The following is a 17,657-nucleotide window of genomic DNA, read 5'->3' on the forward strand; positions in this document are numbered from 1 at the left end:
TAACTAGCAAGTTTTATAGTTAGTAATGATTAGTTCATTAACAGGATTGCGTTGTTCATTGATTGAGTATACGACTGTAACGGTATTGATATTAAAATCTTTGTATAAGTCTCTAATAAAGGCAGTATTATTATTTGAGATCATAATCTTAACACCTTTATTTGTTAATTCTTTGACAAAATCCCGTAATCTAATTTGATCTTTTTCATCAAATGGAAGTCTAGTATAGAACCGTTCTCCAGATTTATGATAAGGAGGATCAAAATAAACAAAATCATTTTGTTGAGGCTCTATAAATGAAAAATCTGTAGCATAAATTGATACACCATGTAGAAGGCGGCTGCATTGATTTATTCTAGATGCAATATGGAGTTTAATGTAGCATTCACCAGAAAATGTTTGAGCAGATTGTCCATTTTTGTAGACTCTATAAATTCCCCTAAAAGAATATTTATTAAGATATATAAATTTTGCGGTAATTTCATTCGGATTATTACTATATTTGTTTTTAACTTTATAATAATAATCCTTCGAATGATGTTTGTGATATAAACTTAGTAATCTATTGACCTCATTAGGATTATTTTTAACAGCATTATAGCTAGTAATTAAATCAAGATTGATGTCAGACAAAAAACATTGTTTAAAAAGATGCCTAACTTGAAAAAATAAAGCACCTCCACCAAGGAATGGTTCATAGTAATTATAGTGTGGACCTTGAGGAAGATGTTCTATTAATTTATTAACAATTCTTCGTTTACTACCAATCCAATGAAGAAAAGGCTTAGACTTATTAGCAACAGCTACTGACACATGAAGTTTAATTAATTTCTGTTAGTTGAATCTCTATTGAGATTATACCAGAAAACAGCTTGTAATGCTAGTAATAATAACGCTTACAAGACTTTTTATGTATCCTTTTTGAATAAGATTTATTATTGATTATAACCATAAGTAAGGAATGTAATAATTTTACATCAACATTAGATTATTATGTAAAAATTTAACCTAAAAATTAAAAGATTTTAATAGACTAATAAAAATTATAATGCTACTCTATACCTTATATTATCTAGGTTTCAAAACTTTGATGATAATAAGCTGAAGATTAAATAAGATAAAGTATGAAGCTTTTAACTTTAATCTTCAGCAACCATTTTTTCAACAAAAATAGTAGGGGAATTCTATGCCTATTGAAGACGAAGGTCAAAATAAAATCAATAAATTAACTGAAAATTATCTACAGAGGGAATTAATAGCACAACAATAAAACAGATAGACGCTGAATTGCAAAAACTATACTGTCAGCTAGAGGAATCTGGGCAAGTAAGCATAAAACTCATAGAGTGGATACAATATTTTAGGCGAATAGTAAATGACTATAATAAAAAAAAGGTAAATATAATAGCTTCTCTAAATGGAATAATTTTTTTATTTAGACAATAGACCTCTTTCGAAACTGGTTAAGGTAGTTCAAAATTATAAATGCCAGAGATCAAATTAAATCTACGAGAGAATCTTTTACGTCTATTTCGATATTTGTCAGCAATAATCTTGAACCGTTTTAGCATAGCAATAACGTTTTCATTGACAACTCTTTCTCCTGCTAACCTATGATTATTCTTTTTATCATTTTTAGTTAAAGGAATTTTCTTGCTTTTTTTTCTTTGGCAATTCAGAATTATTGTGAATTTTTTGTATACCTTGATATCCTGTGTCAGTAATCGCTTTAACTTTAGGATGAATAAGAATTTTGGATTCCTTAAATAATCTAAAGTCATGTTTTTTATAGTTAGAAAAATCTGTACATATTACTTGGTTGGTTTTCTTGTCTACCACTATTTGAGTTTTTAGTGTATGCCAGTTCTTCTTTCCTGAATAATAGAATTTTTGTTTTTTTTATGTCTTTCTATAGGAGTCTCAGTAGCATCAATCAAGACTACTTCATAATTCATATCACTCTTCATTATAGCTTTACGACCTGGAAGAGCAAAGTTTTGGTGTTTAACTAGGGTGTCTTCTACCCATTTTACAGCTTTATATGCTGAACTTTCACTAATTCCATAGTTCTGACCTATATGGAAATAAGTACGGTATTCTCTAAGGTATTCTAACACCATCAGCAACTGTTCCTCCAAATTGAGCTTATTTTTACGTCCACCTTTTGATTTCTTAAGACCATCAGCTTTCCTCAAAATATCCACCATCTTTGAAAATGTCCTCTTCCTTACTCCTGTTAATCGACGAAATTTTTCATCCTTTAACTCTTTAATCTGATCTAATTTCATTATTACTTCAAATTAGATTTTTATAACACCATTCTACATCATTCTCTAGTTTCGAAAGAAGTCTATTATGTACTTTATCAAGCCACATGAATAACTTGCTATATTCATTGTCTTTATACCAACTTATTATGCTTCTCTAACCACCAAGTAGACAGGGTTTTGCATGAACTTACTATTGTCTTTTATAACCTACTTGAGTGCTATATTTTGTAATCCTTTTTGTGCTTTATGATTCTTATATACTAAATTTCCTAGTTTGGTTAACTCTATTCCCCAAATGTCTTCTAGTTGCGAAACTTGCCACCGATTTTGTATTGCATTACGCACATTGCACTCAATCTTTAAATACTCCTCAAATAATAAATCTTGTAATTTTATTTTTTCTACCACGTATAATTTGGTCTCTTGTGTTTTGATATACTCCTTACAGTTTCTCAATACTTTAAATTCATTTATGCTATTATATGAATATGATTTTAGCTCGAATTTATGAGCAACATTCGGTTCAGATATTATTAGTTGTGCTGTACCTTTTGCTCCCTGTCTTGCAGTTCTACCAAATGCTTGTTCTTCTACTCTCAAATTTTCAGGCAAAAAAGCAACTATTACATCTCCTGAATTCACTTCATCTTTGACTGCTAAATACTCATAATTATCATTTCGAGAATATAATCTTACTTTATCTGAATCATAGCCAACAACTGAAATGAAGCGTTCACGAATCTCTATCGCATCTTTGATTGTTGCACAAATAATAAGTACAGCTCTTCCTTTTTCAACTTCATCAAGTATGCTACTTGTTATTCTACCATGCCATGTTGTTTCATTGTTTTGTATATCTCCATCAATTTCTTCAAATTGTTTTGGTTTATAAGTTGGCATAAACCCAATATTTACTCCATATACAGAACGTACTAGTTCTTGAGCAGAATCAGACCCAATGGTACCTGTTCATACCATATAACTTTTGCCCATAATGTTTGAAATATCCTAAATTAGAAATAAAACTTGTGACTAAATTTTCTGATGTTAGTTTTAACCCATGTTTTATCTGTAGAAACTGATGTAAATAATCAGTCCAATGGCAATTTGATCTTATTATTCCTGTACTTACATAATCAACTGGAATAATATCTAAATTATCATTATCTCTCTTAGCAATTATATAATCTTCATTCTCTTTGAAAAACTGTGCTTGAAATGCTGAAGATGCAATAACTTCCGACTGATATAGAATAAAATCTTTTAAGAAATTAGGTACTTGCAGTTCACCTCCAGTAACCATCTCTTGAATCAGATCCTTTAAAATTCCAATAACAAAAGCATAGTGATCACTGATATAATATTCACTACTATCTTTTCCTAAAATTAGTTCTCCATCTTTATATTCGAACTCTCCATTTATATATATTGTTTTATCGCCTTGCTGTATTATTTTTTTATTTAAATTAGATAATTCACTTGCTACTCCGCATAATATAGGTGCTATATGCTCCATTCCAGGCACAGATCGAGCCAATCTAGCTGTTTGATCAAGTTCGTCAATTAGCATGCTATCCACTTCGTCTACAATTACTACTCCAAATTCTCTATCACCTCGTGTACCATATTTCTTATGTTCATGCCTTAACCAATCGAACTGAAATTCATGTATTGGACCATAGACTATGTCTTTTGAGTAGCATATCTTTTCTTGTCCATCAAATGGATCTTCAACATTCGAACCACAACTTAGACCTAGTATATTAAAAAAGCCTTCTTTTTCATTTGCATCTCTTTGTGCTAAAACTGAAGAAGTAGTAACTATATCAACTTTATTTCCTTGTAATGCCTTGATAGCTGCTAGCATTGCACAAGTTGTAGATTTTCCTTCTCCAGTACCTATTTGTAATAATGTTCCTGTATCTTGTAATGACTCAAATATTAAAACTGATAAAATTTGTGTAATCCTTGGTATATTATTGCAATGATGTATGTTTGCTCTTTTTACTATCGCAATAGCTTCTTCCAAAAAGTTTTGAGATAATAACTTAGATTCTCTTATTTCTTTTGACCAGTTTTTTATATCATTCTCACTCCAAGAGTTAATCTTTTTTCCTTGAGGACACACTTTTGAATCATGGTTATAAGCTTCTTCTCCCCTTTTAAACTTATCTTTTAAAATTCCTCTAGTTGCTAAATCATGAATTTTACCAGAATTACTATTTAATATTTCTTGTATTATCTCATCTAAACTTAAATCTTTATCTAACTCTTGAGGATTAATATTCTTCAGCGAACTGAATTCATCATCACTTAATGGTAACATTCCATCATCAGTATTCATATCATACCTTTAGTTAGAGTGCTAAATTACTGATGGTATTATTTAGTTATAGTAACGTTACAGTCAAAAGAAGTAAAATTGCTACTAAATACTAATTGAAAGGCTTGGCATGCTTCATTAGTATTGATTCTGCTTTAGATTTGTTACTATATAACTAACAATACTCATTAATAATCACCTAATTTGATTGCTATTAGTTAACCGTAACACTATTTATAAAATATTGTCAACTACTCTATTATTTCGTTTTTGGTTGTATATTAACAAGTAGTAGGTACTAGAGCTATTTCCTATAAAAGGTATAGTTAAGCAAAGGCACTGTGTTTTTTATACACATTTCCATTGTAATCAAACATAACGTACAGATTCTCAAATTACGCTTTCCTGATAACTTCCTATCATTAAATATTTTTAAAATCTAAGATACAAGCTCTAGTTTGTACTGAACATTGAGAAGGCCATTCTTTAAGGCCTCAATGTCCTTAACATGGCCGCACCATTCTTGACGAAAACTGTTTCATTTTAAGCCATGAAGGCGAATGTGGCGCTTAGTGTTTTCGTCTGGTTCGGAGGAGGTAAATTTTAAAATCACGGCAGCTTTATTTTGCTGTTCTTTATCAAAAATATCTTTACCTATTGTAGTCCAATGCTCCTGAACATTTGGATGTTGTGTTAAAGTTTCTTTTAGTGAAACAATTGCACCAAATAACGTATTTGCTGATAAGTGATCAAGCTTAGCTTTAGCAACTAATCCACCCATTTCGATAAGACGTCGAGTACGCATTTTACGTTCTTTAATTTTAAGGTTAACCTCATCCATGATTAGCATAGCCTTTTTTTGTTGAAGAGTAATTTTTTGCTGCATAAGACAATTCATGATCAATACTATTGTTTATAAATCAGATATATTTATAATACTTCAATTAGCAATTATACTCATAATGCAAATTTTTATTATAACTATCATACAAACTGATATTATAATCAGAACTTAAACTACTATGTTGATTTACCAAGTTCAATATTTGACTCTCTTCTAAAGAGAAATTTGCTTTTTTATTAGAAAATTCAGTGTAAATATCTTCTCTTTTTCTCTTGAAGCTTGATTGTATAGCATCATTATTGGCAATTTGTTTATCACTATAGCTCAAATAATCTTCAGCTATATTAATATCAAGCTCTGAAGTTGAAAAAGTTGTTGCAAGTATATTATTAATTTCTGTTTCCGAAAGAATATTATTGATTTGTTCTTTAATATTAGGATTATTAGCCAAACATTCACTTATTAAATCATCATCACTTTTTTGCGCTATACTACTAGTGCTAGCTGTGTAGGTACAATCAGAATTTTGATTATCTATGCATAATTCTTTTTTCGAAACGCTATTATTATCTTCCTGAGTGTTTAATTGGCTACTGTGCGGTATAAATCTTTTTATTATTATAGTACCATCTATATTTTTTTTATAAAAAATTTGCAGATCAGAGAAATGCATATCAATACAGATTCCTAGCCCTGAATTTGATGTTAATCTTTCATGATGAATATTACAAACCAAAGCATCAGGTTCTACTATTAAAGTACCACCACATTTCATAAAATTGTCTATAGACTTCATCCATACATTGTAGTCCCTTTGCTGACGATGATAAATGAATGGTTTGATAGATATAAATGAATCGCTTGATTTTTTCATGTTATATGATACATCCAAGATTATATTTAATTTATTACTTTCATTAATACAATTAAGAATTTGTTTTATAACAGCATGCGATATTGAATTATTTCCAATATTTAATTCAGATATGTTAGGTAGATTATTTAACAATTTTTTTATAGGATTACGAATATCAGCACCAGATGTAGGACCAGTACCAGATGTAGGAGCAATACAATGCTTATGCACTTTCTTTAATCCAATTTTATCATTAACAAGAGTTAATGATGTCAAATTATTATTACAATAATTCGATAAAATATCAAACCCTGCAAGATATAACTCTATATCTGAAATATTAAGATAACGAATTTCATTAAACCTAGATAAATGAGATATAAACACGTTATCAATTGAAGAAAATTGTATGTACCCGTTATGCCTACTGCTACTAGACTGTAGATCTATAGTGTCACATGTCACGTTAGGTAATTTATCTACATCTCTGTTTTCTATTTTTAATGTTCGAAATGGTATGGTCATAAACCTCAAACTGTAATCCTGATTATTTGCACTAAGTATAATTTGATACCATAAATGCATAAAACACCCCCATAATTAACTTGCTCTACTTTTGAAGATAATTAAACAAATATTAATATTAATCAAGATTTAAATAGATGAAATTCCAGTAAAGAAAAAAAACCGCGCCTACCAAACCAACATCAAATAATTATAGTCAAAAAAACGTGAATTCAAGGTTAGAAGCTTCATTGAAAAATAAGCTTAAGCGGGTAGGTAAGCGCGAAAGCGCTTTTCCTCCCAAAGAACCGTACAAGCGAATTACTCCGCATACGGCTCAAGCAATTTACAAAAACAGCTGCAATAAGTTGTCCGCGATTACTGTGTACTTGTCGATGGCAGTTTTCATGCAATAAGCACAAATTGTTAATATGGTCAGTGCCACCACATCTTATAGGTGTTATATGATGTACATGAACACTTTCACCATTATCTATTAAATCAAAACAAACAAGACATTTACCCTTTTGTCTACGCCAAAGAATCTGCCTAGATTTAAACAAATACTTAGGGCTATCAGCCTGACGTTTATGCCAATATTCTCTAAGTTTTGAATTATCAGGAGAAGATTTACCTTTAACAAGAATATGTCGTTTAATCGTTGTCCATTGTAATTTCCATAGATATAGATCTTTATTCATAAAGACCCAATTATCATTTCTGCCTTTAATGCGGCCCCAATACTTTTTCTTAAGCCATTTCCAAGATTTTTTAGGATGTTTTCTACATACGAATCTTGCTTGCTAAATCCACATTCAGCAGTCTAAATTGGAAAAAATTTTCTTGGACACAACTTTGTTAAAATAACTGCACCATCCAAATATTTTAGAATTTAGATTATCAATTATTCTATCAATATTCCATGAGAAACCTTTTTTCCATTCTATTGATATTCGTTTTTTAAACGATTTTATAGAGTCTTTAGACGGTTTAACTAGTAGAGCTACACCTCTTCTTGTACTATTGGTGTTATATTGTCGAATATTAAATCCAAGGAAATCAAAACCTTCGTTAATATGAAGTATCCTGGTTTTTTCTTTCGACAATTCTAAGCCTCTAATACTTAACCAATCATTAATAATACTTTTGGCTCTGATACATGAGCTTTCTGACTTAGCACAAATTACAAAATCATCAGCGTATCTCACTAAAGCATATTCAGATTTAGAATGTAGGTGATCATATTCATTATAGATGATATTAAGTATATCACTCATTCCATGAAGAGTTATGTTTAAAAGTAATGGAGAAATTAATCCACCTTGTGGAGTACCAGCTGTTGTTTTGATAATTTGATAATCCTGCATTACACCAGATTTAAGCCATGCTTGAATCCAATTACGAGCAGGGAAATTTCCTATAATTTTCAAAAGAAAATTATGATCAATATTATCAAATGCACCTTTGATGTCAGCATCTAATATCCAATTCCTAGTAGTGCCAGGACGAACAATACTAGATATTCTCTGTATTGCATCGTGAACGCTACGTCCAGGTCTAAAGCCATAGCTGCAACCTTCAAACTTAGCTTTCAAATATGGTTCAAGTGCTGATTTTACAACAGCCTGTCTACACCTATCCAAAATAGTTGGCAAGCCTAAAGGTCTAGATTTGCCATTACTTTTTGGTATGTACACACGCTTAATCGGTTTTACGGATGATAGATTGTTATCTGCTAACTTTTCCATCAACAGACTCCTTTCTTTATCTGTATTAACAACTATTTTATCAATTCCGGGACTTTTTCGTCCTTTGTTGATTTGAGTAACACGTCTTATAGCAAGTAACCTATTTGCTCTTGATCTTAACATCAATCTTTGTAAGTTACCTACTAACTTCGTATTACCATTTGCGAATGCACTATAAATACGTCTACGAAGATTATTAACCTTTTGTATAATTTCTTTCCAATCTATTGAATGCCAATAGATTTTCTTGAAATTATCCTTAGTCTCAATTGTTACATTTGCGTTTTGCATTCACTTTTCCAATTAATTCATAATCTTGTTTACCTATTTAGGGTAAATCACCAGTCTTAAGTTAGCATCATTTCTGATTAGCATATAAATGCCTATACACTCAGTTATTGATTCCTGTAGTCTTTCGACTTAGTGTCATTTGCTTTCTAAGACCTCTCTTACCTACTATCAGTTGCCTAATAATAGGCTTACCATGTTTCACTCATCAGAGATACGTTAAGTTGGCTATCTTCTTTATACCGAGGAGCTGGCATTTTTAAAAAAAAAGGCTGCGTATTCCTTCTTACAGCTAAGCTTTTCAGCTTTATCCCTATAACAGATTTTATCTTGAGTATCTGCTTTCACATTTACGATATTTCCATACGAAGATTCACTTTCGTTTAACCAATTTTAACTTTACCTTACCCCTATTTCCCATCCAGATTAGTACTTTAGTTAGGCTTTCTATCGCGCTTAGTACAAGACCGTTGCCAATCTCGCACTGCAATAGCGGTAACTAAGGTTTAAATGCAACCTTGCTACATCTGTAGTCTCTGTTTGAGCGACCTCATGTCGCACTACGCAATACGTAAACTTGAAAGTTTACTGCTAAAAAATGAGTACTCATTAACCGATTGAATGTTAAAAAAAAAGAAGTTTGTGCTAGCAAAATCAAAAAAACCATGCTAACTTAAAACTCAGGTGAGAATTGGTATTGAGATGGCGATACAGTTTGCAAGGATTGAATTTTTACGTAGAAGTGAAGGAGGTGATAGTTGTCGTAAGGCAGCGTATAATGCAAGAACTATTGTTAAAAATGAGCAGACAAAAATAAGGTATAACTTCTTTACTAAGCAGGATGTTGAAAAAGCAGTAAAAGATATACCAGATCTAATAGCAAGAGAGCAGTTAGTTCAGAAAGTGCTTAGTTCAAATAGAATACTAGAATTATATCATGATGATGGTGAAAGTAGCAAATATTTTACGACAATTGAGGTTCGAAATGAGGAGACGAGAATAATCAGAATAGCTAATAAAATCAATAATCAGGTTTATTACAACGATATTTACAATCTTAAAAGTGATATCGAAGGTCTAGCAAATGTTAGTGAGGAACAGAAACAAGCGCTAAGGCATATTTTGCTTAGCACTAGTGGAGTTAGAGTCTTAAGAGGAAGAGCTGGTACAGGAAAATCTTATGTTTTAATAAAAGCGCATAAGCTCGCAACAAATCGCGGACAAAAAGTTATTGGTCTTGCTCCTACTCATAAGGCAGTATCAGAGCTGAAGAGCAAAGGTTATACTGAGGTCTATACAGTAAAGGGATTTTTGTATAATCGAAAAAAAATTTTTATGAAAGGCAGCTTAATAGTAGTAGATGAAGCTGGAATGGTAGGTACTAAAGCTTATGCAGAGCTGTTTAGAGTAGTTAGAAACAATAATTGTCAACTGATACTTGCTGGAGATGAAAAGCAGTTAGCTTCAATAGAAAGAGGCGGAATGTTTGAGATGCTGAGTAATAATTTCGGTTCACATGTTTTAATAGATATTCGCAGACAAAGTGAAAACTGGAGCAGAGAAGCAGCAACAAAGTTTGCTGAGAGTAATATTTTAAGCGGTATAACCTTACTGAGACAAAATAAATGTGTTAAGTTTGATAATACATTACAGGATTCAATTAGTAAGTTGATTTATGATTGGAGTCTAAGCAAGTTTAAGCTACATGAAAAATTGGTAATTACAGTACGTAATAAAGATGTCGACATTCTTAATTCAAGTATTAGATCTTTGTTAAAAGCAAATGGTACGCTACAAGGCACAGAATATAGGCGTTCAATAGCTGGAAGGAAAGAGTCCTATATGGCAGGAGATAGAATCGTATTTCAAAAAAGCGATAAGGATTTACAAATACAAAACAGTGAATTTGCAACTTTAACTTCTGTTAATAAAAATGAATTTGTAGCTAAGACAGATGCAGGAAAAGAGGTGAGTTTTGATTCGGTAAAATACAATTTAAACATGGCTATGCAAGTACTGTTTATAAGGCTCAGGGAGCTTCTATAAAAGATGTATACGTTTTGCATAATGGAATAAGTAATATAAGCAGCTCATACGTAGCTATGACAAGGCATATAGAGAAGTTGCAGCTATATTGCAATAAGAAAGCTACTGTAAGCATTAACAGTTTAATAAATCAGCTCAGCAGACCAAATGATAAATCAGCTAGCATAACTCTAAAAACTGCTCATGATTTGGAGAAAGAACGGACAAAGACAACTGTTTTTAGTAAAGTTTTTAGTAAAGTTGAAAACTGGTTTAAGTCTATAATCAATGATATCAATGATAGATCTCATGTGAATGAAGAATATTATCATTTTACCGCTAAACCAGAGCAAGAAGCTAAAGTAGAAAAAGTCCAGCAAGAGAATAGCATAAAGCAATGCACCACCAAAGATATTTCTACTCCATTGTTTATGCAAATCAAAGAACAAAGACAATATGATTATGATGTAACCATTCTGTCAGCAGAAGGAAAAACGATATCAAGTTTTCAGGAAGCTGGCATTGATAGCAGAATGGTATATAGCTCAAATGTAAATAATTTGAAGTACTATCAACCATTTCAAGGAGAAAAGATTCTTATAGCTGCAAATAATTATAAACAGAATAAAGAATATGTAAGCACTATAAACGAGGCTGCAAAAGTACTGACAAGCAAAGGAGCAATCACTAGCATCGTAGTTCCTTCAGAAGGTGAAGATTTTAACGAAATGCTAAAAAATAAAGGAGCCACAGCTGTTAAGGAGCTTATGATACCTGAAATCATGAAGTTAATTAATACTCAGAACGTAAAAACAGAGTCTGAACAAGTGGTGAAAACTGATATAGCTCCAAAAATTGACCTTAGACGGTAGTGCTGAAGATTAAAAATTTACTACCATATTACCTTTTTGGTATTGTAATGCAATTTAAGTTCACTGAATTTATTTCTCATATTATGAGTTATAATATGTATTGACAGTTGCAATAAATCAATATATTAACTTTAAGATGGAAACAATAAATGTAACGGAGTTATTTATGGAAAATTCAGATATTATAAGTAGTACTGTAGCAGACATGACTAGCACTGTCACAGATATGACTAGCGCTGTCACAGACATGACTAGCACTGTCACAGATATGACTAGCGCTGTCACAGACATAAGTAGTACTATAAGTAGTACTATAAGTAGTATTATAAGTAGTACTATCAATAGTATTATAAGTAGTACTATAAGTGATGAAATGATTGGTAATAATAGCCAATCTCAAGAAAGCGAAGGTTATTATTCACAGTTAGGAACATGTCTAGCTGTTGGATTTACAATATGCACGTTGGGTGCCGTGTGTGGATTAGCATACTTATACAAGAAAAGAACTAAACCATTAGAAGATAAATCAAGTAAAAATTATGAGCCTTCAGATCTAAATTGCGTTAAGGTAGACATTCCACTTCAAGAAAATGAGATTAAAGTGGATGTTAGCTATGAGGATAATGGTAACAATGAGTCTCATATTCCTTCTAATGATCTAGATAATAATTTACTTGGAGTTAATGTAACCGAACACTTATCTTAATAATATACCCTCTGCGAAACAAAGAAATAACCATCAAATTTGTTTCGCACGGTTGGGGTCTATGTATGTTTTTGCTTCTATGTGATGCTCTAAACAAGGAAAATTTTCTAAAATACAGTATAAAGATTTCAACAGCTAAGTTTCACCTTTCGCATTTAGCAATAAAATTGTAATCCAAACTGTAAAAAGCGATGCGAAGATATAGGCAAAACGATTATTATTCAAACAGCCAAGAAGAACTATGAGAATTAAAGGATCAAATAGCTAGTAGAAAGGTAGTAATTTATTATCTCTGCTTCAAAGAGAAAGAGGATACAGCTTTTTTGAGGCAAAGGAATATTTGAAAAGCATCGTTGGAATGTCTAACGTTAGACAACAGTATCAGAGACATGCTAGCACTAACGATTCACAGCAATACACTCAACAACCTGAAAGTGTTAAAATTGCAAATGTTTAAAACTTGTATGAACTATCAAGCAAAATACATGGTTATGAGGTAGATACAAGCCCAAGCGCAGAAGTTGAAATAGTAAAAAAGTATCTTGAAAATCGTGGTATTACTTTTGACAAAAGCACTGCAAGTTCAGACTTAAAAGAAAGTATACTGTTTGATGCTGATGATGTATAGTCATTTACAATGAAGTTTGCGTATAAAATATCATGTTGGTAAATCTTATGATGCTATTATCGCTTTTTCTATACTCAAACTTCATTAGACTTCTTTCGAAACTAGAGAATGATGTAGAATGGTGTTATAAAAATCTAATTTGAAGTAATAATGAAATTAGATCAGATTAAAGAGTTAAAGGATGAAAAATTTCGTTGATTAACAGGAGTAAGGAAGAGGACATTTTCAAAGATGGTGGATATTTTGAGGAAAGCTGATGGTCTTAAGAAATCAAAAGGTGGACGTAAAAATAAGCTCAATTTGGAGGAACAGTTGCTGATGGTGTTAGAATACCTTAGAGAATACCGTACTTATTTCCATATAGGTCAGAACTATGGAATTAGTGAAAGTTCAGCATATAAAGCTGTAAAATGGGTAGAAGACAGCCTAGTTAAACACCAAAACTTTGCTCTTCCAGGCCGTAAAGCTTTAATGAAGAGTGATATGAATTATGAAGTAGTCTTGATTGATGATACTGAGAGTCCTATAGAAAGACCTAAAAAAAACAAAAATTCTATTATTCAGGAAAGAAGAAAAGGCATACACTAAAAACTCAAATAGTGGTAGATAAGAAAACGCGCCAAGTAATATGTACAGATTTTTCTAACGGTAAAAAACATGACTTTAGATTATTTAAGAAATCCAAAATTCTTATCCATCCTAAGGTAAAAGTGATTACTGATACAGGATATCAAGGCATACAAAAAATTCACAATAATTCTGAATTACCAAAGAAAAAAAGCAAGAAAAATCCTTTAACTAAAAATGATAAAAAGAATAATCATAGGTTAGCAGTAGCAAGAGTTGTGAATGAAAACGTTATTGGTATGCTAAAACGCTCCAAAATTATTGCTGACAAATATCGAAATAGAAGTAAAAGATTCTCTCTTAGATTTAATTTGATCTCTGGCATTTATAATTTTGAACTACCTTAACCAGTTTCGAAAGAGGCCTAATAACTTCTTATCTTGTATGTCCAATAAATATGTTTTCATATCTTTACGAAGATTAGTAAATAAACGTAGACCATTGGAGAAGAGTTGATGAAATAACTCTTCAGATATGTAAGCTTTATCACCAAACAATTTACCAGATAAGCCTTTAGAAAAAAACGAAGATACAGATAGGTCGCTTTTATTGCTTTTAGTAATTTTAACTGACATTATTTCGCCTTTATTATTGATTTAAAGATGTTCTATAGGAAAAATTAGTCTTCTAAGGCAGATAGTATAAGTATGAAGATTTATATAGGTTTGGCATAATGATTTTTGTCAACCTTTTGAACAAAAATTTGATGGTAATTTGTAAAAAAATTATTTTCTAAAACACCTACTATAGCTGTATTTTTGGAGATGAAAAATGCGACCTGTAGTATTCGATTTTTTAACTAATAGTTGTAATATTATTAAAAAAAATAGTAACAATAATGACACAATATTTTATAACTTTATTGGAAATATCATTCCACCAGAATGGAGAAAGCTAACTGGAGATAATGGAAAAGCATTAAGTAAAACATCTAAACAGCTTTTATCATTCATAGTATTTAGACTACATATCTATTACAACAAAGATATAGATGAATTACAGGAAAGTTATCAGCTTTATGAAGATAAGCTGAATGTTGGTCAAAGAAGAGTTAGGCAATGCTTAGTAGAATTAAGAGATGCAGGTTTTATTGAAATTGAAAATAGGACAATCATTAAAGACAATCTTAAGTTACGTAATGTCCCTTGCATAAAAATTCTGAAAAATTTTCAGCACTATAGCGAAAAAGGAAAAGAAGAAAATATAGCCTTACCAGAAAAAAAATTTCGTCCCAACCTGAAAGAAATTTCAGGTCAACCTGAAACTTTTTTCAGGGACATATATAGATATATAAAAAAATCTAAAATATCTAGATCTACTGAAGGTGAGTTAGTAGAGAATAAAAAAAATGAAAATGAAGAACAAAATTTTCAAAATGTTGATGATTTTGAAAATGATATACGAACTTCAACTAAAAATTGTAATCAAGACATTGAATCACTAATAACAAAAATTCTCAAGTCTTCGAATGGTAAAAAAGAATGGTTCAAAAGGTACAGGCTAGAAGAGTTTTACCCACTAACACCAGAAGATGCAGTTGCACTGCAACACAAGTCTGATAGAGGTTTCAACATATACTTTATCAACAAATTGCTATTAAAGCTAGCAGATCAATATTCGAATTATCATTTTGGCTGTAAGGCATCAGTTCTAAACTATATGGCAAAAGCGTTAGCGAATGAATTACGAACTACTGATCAGGCAAATAGAGACAACTGTGGATTTGATAACGAATTTAATAAGGAAAAATATCTTACTCAAATTGAAACAAGCGCAAATCTTAGTAAGGAAAGTCAGTTGAAGCATAAAATTGCTGGTTCTTTTGAAGCAGCTATGGCTTATCAAATTTTGACTTCTTGTAGTTTTGGGCCAGCGGTTCGAACTAGGTTTTTTGTTAAGTTGCTTAAAAATATCACACTAACAGAATGTGATGAATCAAAGATATTACAAGCTGTACAAGATGTATATGGATACGAAATTCAAGAATTGCAAGTTACACCATTTGAGCAACCTACAACTGTTTCACAGAAACAAATCAATGAAGAAGAGTATCTCTTGAATCTCAGTAAACAACTGGGCTCTAACTCGACTTGGTACAAAGTACGAGAATCTTTAGTTACATGTTATGGTCAAGCTATCGATAAATCATGGTTTAGCAAATTAGAAGTTATAAATGAAGATAGTGTTAACAATAAGATATTCTATAGGTAAAGGTGCAAAGACATATCAAATATAAGGAAGAAGAAAAGTTAATTTTTATTAACTTCTACACTTTATAGAACCTACTATTAACTTGTGTTAATTTTTATTAATATTTTTAATCAAGCTTCAACCTTAACTATAAACATATTTGCAATATTTGTCAATATAACAAAAAAATTAAAGCAAAAGGTTGACAAAAGGTTGACAGAAAATTTAGGAAATTGGTGATCAGTTTTCAATCTAGAGGTTAATCTAATGATCAAAAAATATATACAACCTGGGATTGATAAGTGATTTTCAAGTTATATGTATTATGAACAAATTAGTATAAAAAATTTGATATCAAAAAAAGCATAATTTATATCAGATGTTCAATAAAACGTAATATATATTAATAATATCAACATTAATATTATGTGGGGTAATTATGCCTTCAATATCATCATCATCAAAGTTTACAAAGCGGTCATTAAATAAAATTAAAATTCCTAAGGGAGAAACATTATTAATTATCCACCATCCATATATAAGAGGACTTAAACTGAAAATCTCATGTACAGTCTGTGGAGGAAAAGTAAGAAAAACATGGATTTTAGAACAAAAATATAAAAACCAGAGTTTAAAAATAAGGATAGGAGAATTTCCATATGTATCTATTAAAGAAGCTATAAAAAAAGCAATAGAATTAAAGACATTAATGGCGAACGGAATAGATCCGAGAGAAGTAAAACGTCAACAACAGATAGAAGAAAATGAGAATCGTATAAAAGAAAGACAAGAGATTACATTCAAAGAGCTGTGTTATAAGTATATTGAAGAGTATAGCAAAATATATACTACAAACTGGAAAGAGTATGCTGACAGAGTACATACTCATGCACAAGCATTATATGAAAAAAAGATAAGTAAGATTCGAATGAGTGATATTCAACAAATATTCAATGATATCAGCAAAAAGGGAAAATATGCCACAGCAAATCTAATACTACTAACCTTACGCACTATATTTAATAAGGCAATAAAATGGGGATTAATAGAAAACAATCCTACTCTAGGGATAGAGAAGCATAAAATGCAAGCAAGAGAGAGACGTCTAAGTTACGATGAAATGAGTAGACTTTTACCCGTATTATGCGGAAAAGCAACTCCATTGATAAGAGATTTTGCATTACTAGCGTTATATACTGGAGCTAGAAAAACTAATGTATTAGAGATGGAATGGGACAATATAGATTTTGAAAGAAAAATATGGCATATACCAAAAACTAAGAACGGAAAGGCGCAAAATATACCATTAACAGATGAGGCAATGGAAATATTGCAAGCAAGGAAATTCACATCTGAAAGTAAATGGGTACTACCAAGTGCTAGCGCAAGCGGACACTTAGAGCGGCCAAATAACTCATGGCATAGGGTTTGTAAAAAGGCAGGCATAAAAAATTTAAGGATACACGATCTAAGAAGGACGTTGGCAAGTTGTATGTCAGATGCAGGTGCAAGTCAGAAAACAATTAGCACAGCATTGAATCATATGAATTCAAACTCAACAATGCATTATACTATAGCTTGTATGGAGTTAGTGCGACAGTATATGTCTAAGGCTACAAAAATAATTAGGGAATGTGCTGAAAATTATAATATTTATAATACTATCTGACTGATATAAACGTTGTGGTAAGAATAGTGCGACTTCATGTCGCACATGCATGCATGTATGTAAACTAATTATTGCAGGTAAAATCTATGTTTGAAGATATTTAGCTA

12 protein-coding genes and 5 pseudogenes are annotated in these 17,657 nt (G+C 31.1%); 8 read left to right on the plus strand and 9 right to left on the minus strand.

The annotated features are described in order from the left end of the window. Positions 1 to 3: 3 nt before the first annotated feature. Positions 4 to 813 (minus strand): DNA adenine methylase, encoded by an 810-nt coding sequence (locus tag DK405_RS08130; RefSeq protein WP_064612960.1) that lies wholly within the window; start codon positions 811 to 813, stop codon positions 4 to 6. 373 nt (positions 814 to 1,186) lie between these two features. On the opposite strand from DK405_RS08130, the pseudogene DK405_RS15490 reads away from it, so the two are divergent. Next, positions 1,187 to 1,443, plus strand: a pseudogene (locus DK405_RS15490) (ATP-binding protein); the annotation flags it as partial. A gap of 20 nt (positions 1,444 to 1,463) precedes the next feature. On the opposite strand, the pseudogene DK405_RS08140 reads toward DK405_RS15490, so the two are convergent. From DK405_RS08140 to ltrA, 7 genes and pseudogenes are all read right to left on the minus strand, one after another. Next, positions 1,464 to 2,288: pseudogene (locus DK405_RS08140) on the minus strand (IS5 family transposase). 189 nt (positions 2,289 to 2,477) lie between these two features. After that, on the minus strand, positions 2,478 to 3,170 hold the full coding sequence (locus tag DK405_RS08145; protein WP_045913027.1) for a methyltransferase domain-containing protein: 693 nt from the start codon (positions 3,168 to 3,170) through the stop codon (positions 2,478 to 2,480). A gap of 49 nt (positions 3,171 to 3,219) precedes the next feature. After that, entirely contained in the window at positions 3,220 to 4,614 is a 1,395-nt protein-coding gene (locus DK405_RS08150; RefSeq protein WP_045913028.1) for a DEAD/DEAH box helicase, read from the minus strand. Positions 4,615 to 5,032: 418 nt separating this feature from the next. Then, positions 5,033 to 5,491, minus strand: a pseudogene (locus DK405_RS08155) (conjugal transfer protein TraD). 46 nt (positions 5,492 to 5,537) lie between these two features. Further along, positions 5,538 to 6,878, minus strand: coding sequence for a hypothetical protein (locus DK405_RS08160; protein ID WP_045913069.1), 1,341 nt, complete (start codon positions 6,876 to 6,878; stop codon positions 5,538 to 5,540). 167 nt (positions 6,879 to 7,045) lie between these two features. Continuing rightward, positions 7,046 to 7,498 (minus strand): HNH endonuclease, encoded by a 453-nt coding sequence (locus DK405_RS13355; protein ID WP_197709771.1) that lies wholly within the window; start codon positions 7,496 to 7,498, stop codon positions 7,046 to 7,048. Between the two features lie 114 nt (positions 7,499 to 7,612). Further along, on the minus strand, positions 7,613 to 8,836 hold the full coding sequence (gene ltrA / locus DK405_RS08165) for a group II intron reverse transcriptase/maturase (RefSeq protein WP_197709772.1): 1,224 nt from the start codon (positions 8,834 to 8,836) through the stop codon (positions 7,613 to 7,615). A gap of 681 nt (positions 8,837 to 9,517) precedes the next feature. Between ltrA and DK405_RS14325 the strand changes: the two genes are divergently transcribed. The 5 genes and pseudogenes from DK405_RS14325 to DK405_RS08185 all read left to right on the plus strand — a co-directional run bounded on the left by DK405_RS14325 (position 9,518) and on the right by DK405_RS08185 (position 14,038). Beyond that, positions 9,518 to 10,879: an ATP-dependent DNA helicase gene (locus tag DK405_RS14325; protein WP_231967735.1), complete on the plus strand. Its 1,362-nt coding sequence runs from the start codon at positions 9,518 to 9,520 to the stop codon at positions 10,877 to 10,879. Between the two features lie 14 nt (positions 10,880 to 10,893). After that, positions 10,894 to 11,730, plus strand: coding sequence for a conjugal transfer protein TraA (locus tag DK405_RS14330; protein ID WP_162562993.1), 837 nt, complete (start codon positions 10,894 to 10,896; stop codon positions 11,728 to 11,730). Between the two features lie 136 nt (positions 11,731 to 11,866). Then, entirely contained in the window at positions 11,867 to 12,436 is a 570-nt protein-coding gene (locus tag DK405_RS08175; protein ID WP_045913065.1) for a hypothetical protein, read from the plus strand. A gap of 460 nt (positions 12,437 to 12,896) precedes the next feature. Next, positions 12,897 to 13,064 (plus strand): hypothetical protein, encoded by a 168-nt coding sequence (locus tag DK405_RS14335; RefSeq protein ID WP_231967736.1) that lies wholly within the window; start codon positions 12,897 to 12,899, stop codon positions 13,062 to 13,064. Between the two features lie 150 nt (positions 13,065 to 13,214). After that, positions 13,215 to 14,038 (plus strand): annotated as a pseudogene (locus tag DK405_RS08185) (IS5 family transposase). A gap of 18 nt (positions 14,039 to 14,056) precedes the next feature. Here the strand turns inward: DK405_RS08185 and DK405_RS08190 are convergent. Beyond that, positions 14,057 to 14,287, minus strand: a pseudogene (locus DK405_RS08190) (transposase); the annotation flags it as partial. Positions 14,288 to 14,462: 175 nt separating this feature from the next. Here DK405_RS08190 and DK405_RS14340 point away from each other — a divergent pair. Together DK405_RS14340 and DK405_RS08205 are read left to right on the plus strand one after the other, a co-directional pair. Next, positions 14,463 to 15,902, plus strand: a complete 1,440-nt coding sequence (locus DK405_RS14340) for a hypothetical protein (protein WP_231967737.1) — start codon at positions 14,463 to 14,465, stop codon at positions 15,900 to 15,902. 418 nt (positions 15,903 to 16,320) lie between these two features. After that, complete coding sequence (locus DK405_RS08205) at positions 16,321 to 17,550, plus strand: tyrosine-type recombinase/integrase (RefSeq protein ID WP_064612755.1); 1,230 nt, start codon at positions 16,321 to 16,323, stop codon at positions 17,548 to 17,550. Positions 17,551 to 17,657 lie beyond the last annotated feature (107 nt).

This window comes from Orientia tsutsugamushi, assembly GCF_900327275.1.
Lineage (GTDB): Bacteria > Pseudomonadota > Alphaproteobacteria > Rickettsiales > Rickettsiaceae > Orientia > Orientia tsutsugamushi.

Bases quoted from the DNA above. Each gene is read 5' to 3' on its own strand.
- DK405_RS08145 (WP_045913027.1), bottom strand. From the start codon at position 3,170: ATGCCAACTTATAAACCAAAACAATTTGAAGAAATTGATGGAGATATA.
- DK405_RS08175 (WP_045913065.1), top strand. From the start codon at position 11,867: ATGGAAACAATAAATGTAACGGAGTTATTTATGGAAAATTCAGATATT.
- DK405_RS08150 (WP_045913028.1), bottom strand. From the start codon at position 4,614: ATGAATACTGATGATGGAATGTTACCATTAAGTGATGATGAATTCAGT.
- DK405_RS08205 (WP_064612755.1), top strand. From the start codon at position 16,321: ATGCCTTCAATATCATCATCATCAAAGTTTACAAAGCGGTCATTAAAT.
- ltrA (WP_197709772.1), bottom strand. From the start codon at position 8,836: ATGCAAAACGCAAATGTAACAATTGAGACTAAGGATAATTTCAAGAAA.
- DK405_RS08160 (WP_045913069.1), bottom strand. From the start codon at position 6,878: ATGCATTTATGGTATCAAATTATACTTAGTGCAAATAATCAGGATTAC.
- DK405_RS13355 (WP_197709771.1), bottom strand. From the start codon at position 7,498: ATGAATAAAGATCTATATCTATGGAAATTACAATGGACAACGATTAAA.
- DK405_RS14340 (WP_231967737.1), top strand. From the start codon at position 14,463: ATGCGACCTGTAGTATTCGATTTTTTAACTAATAGTTGTAATATTATT.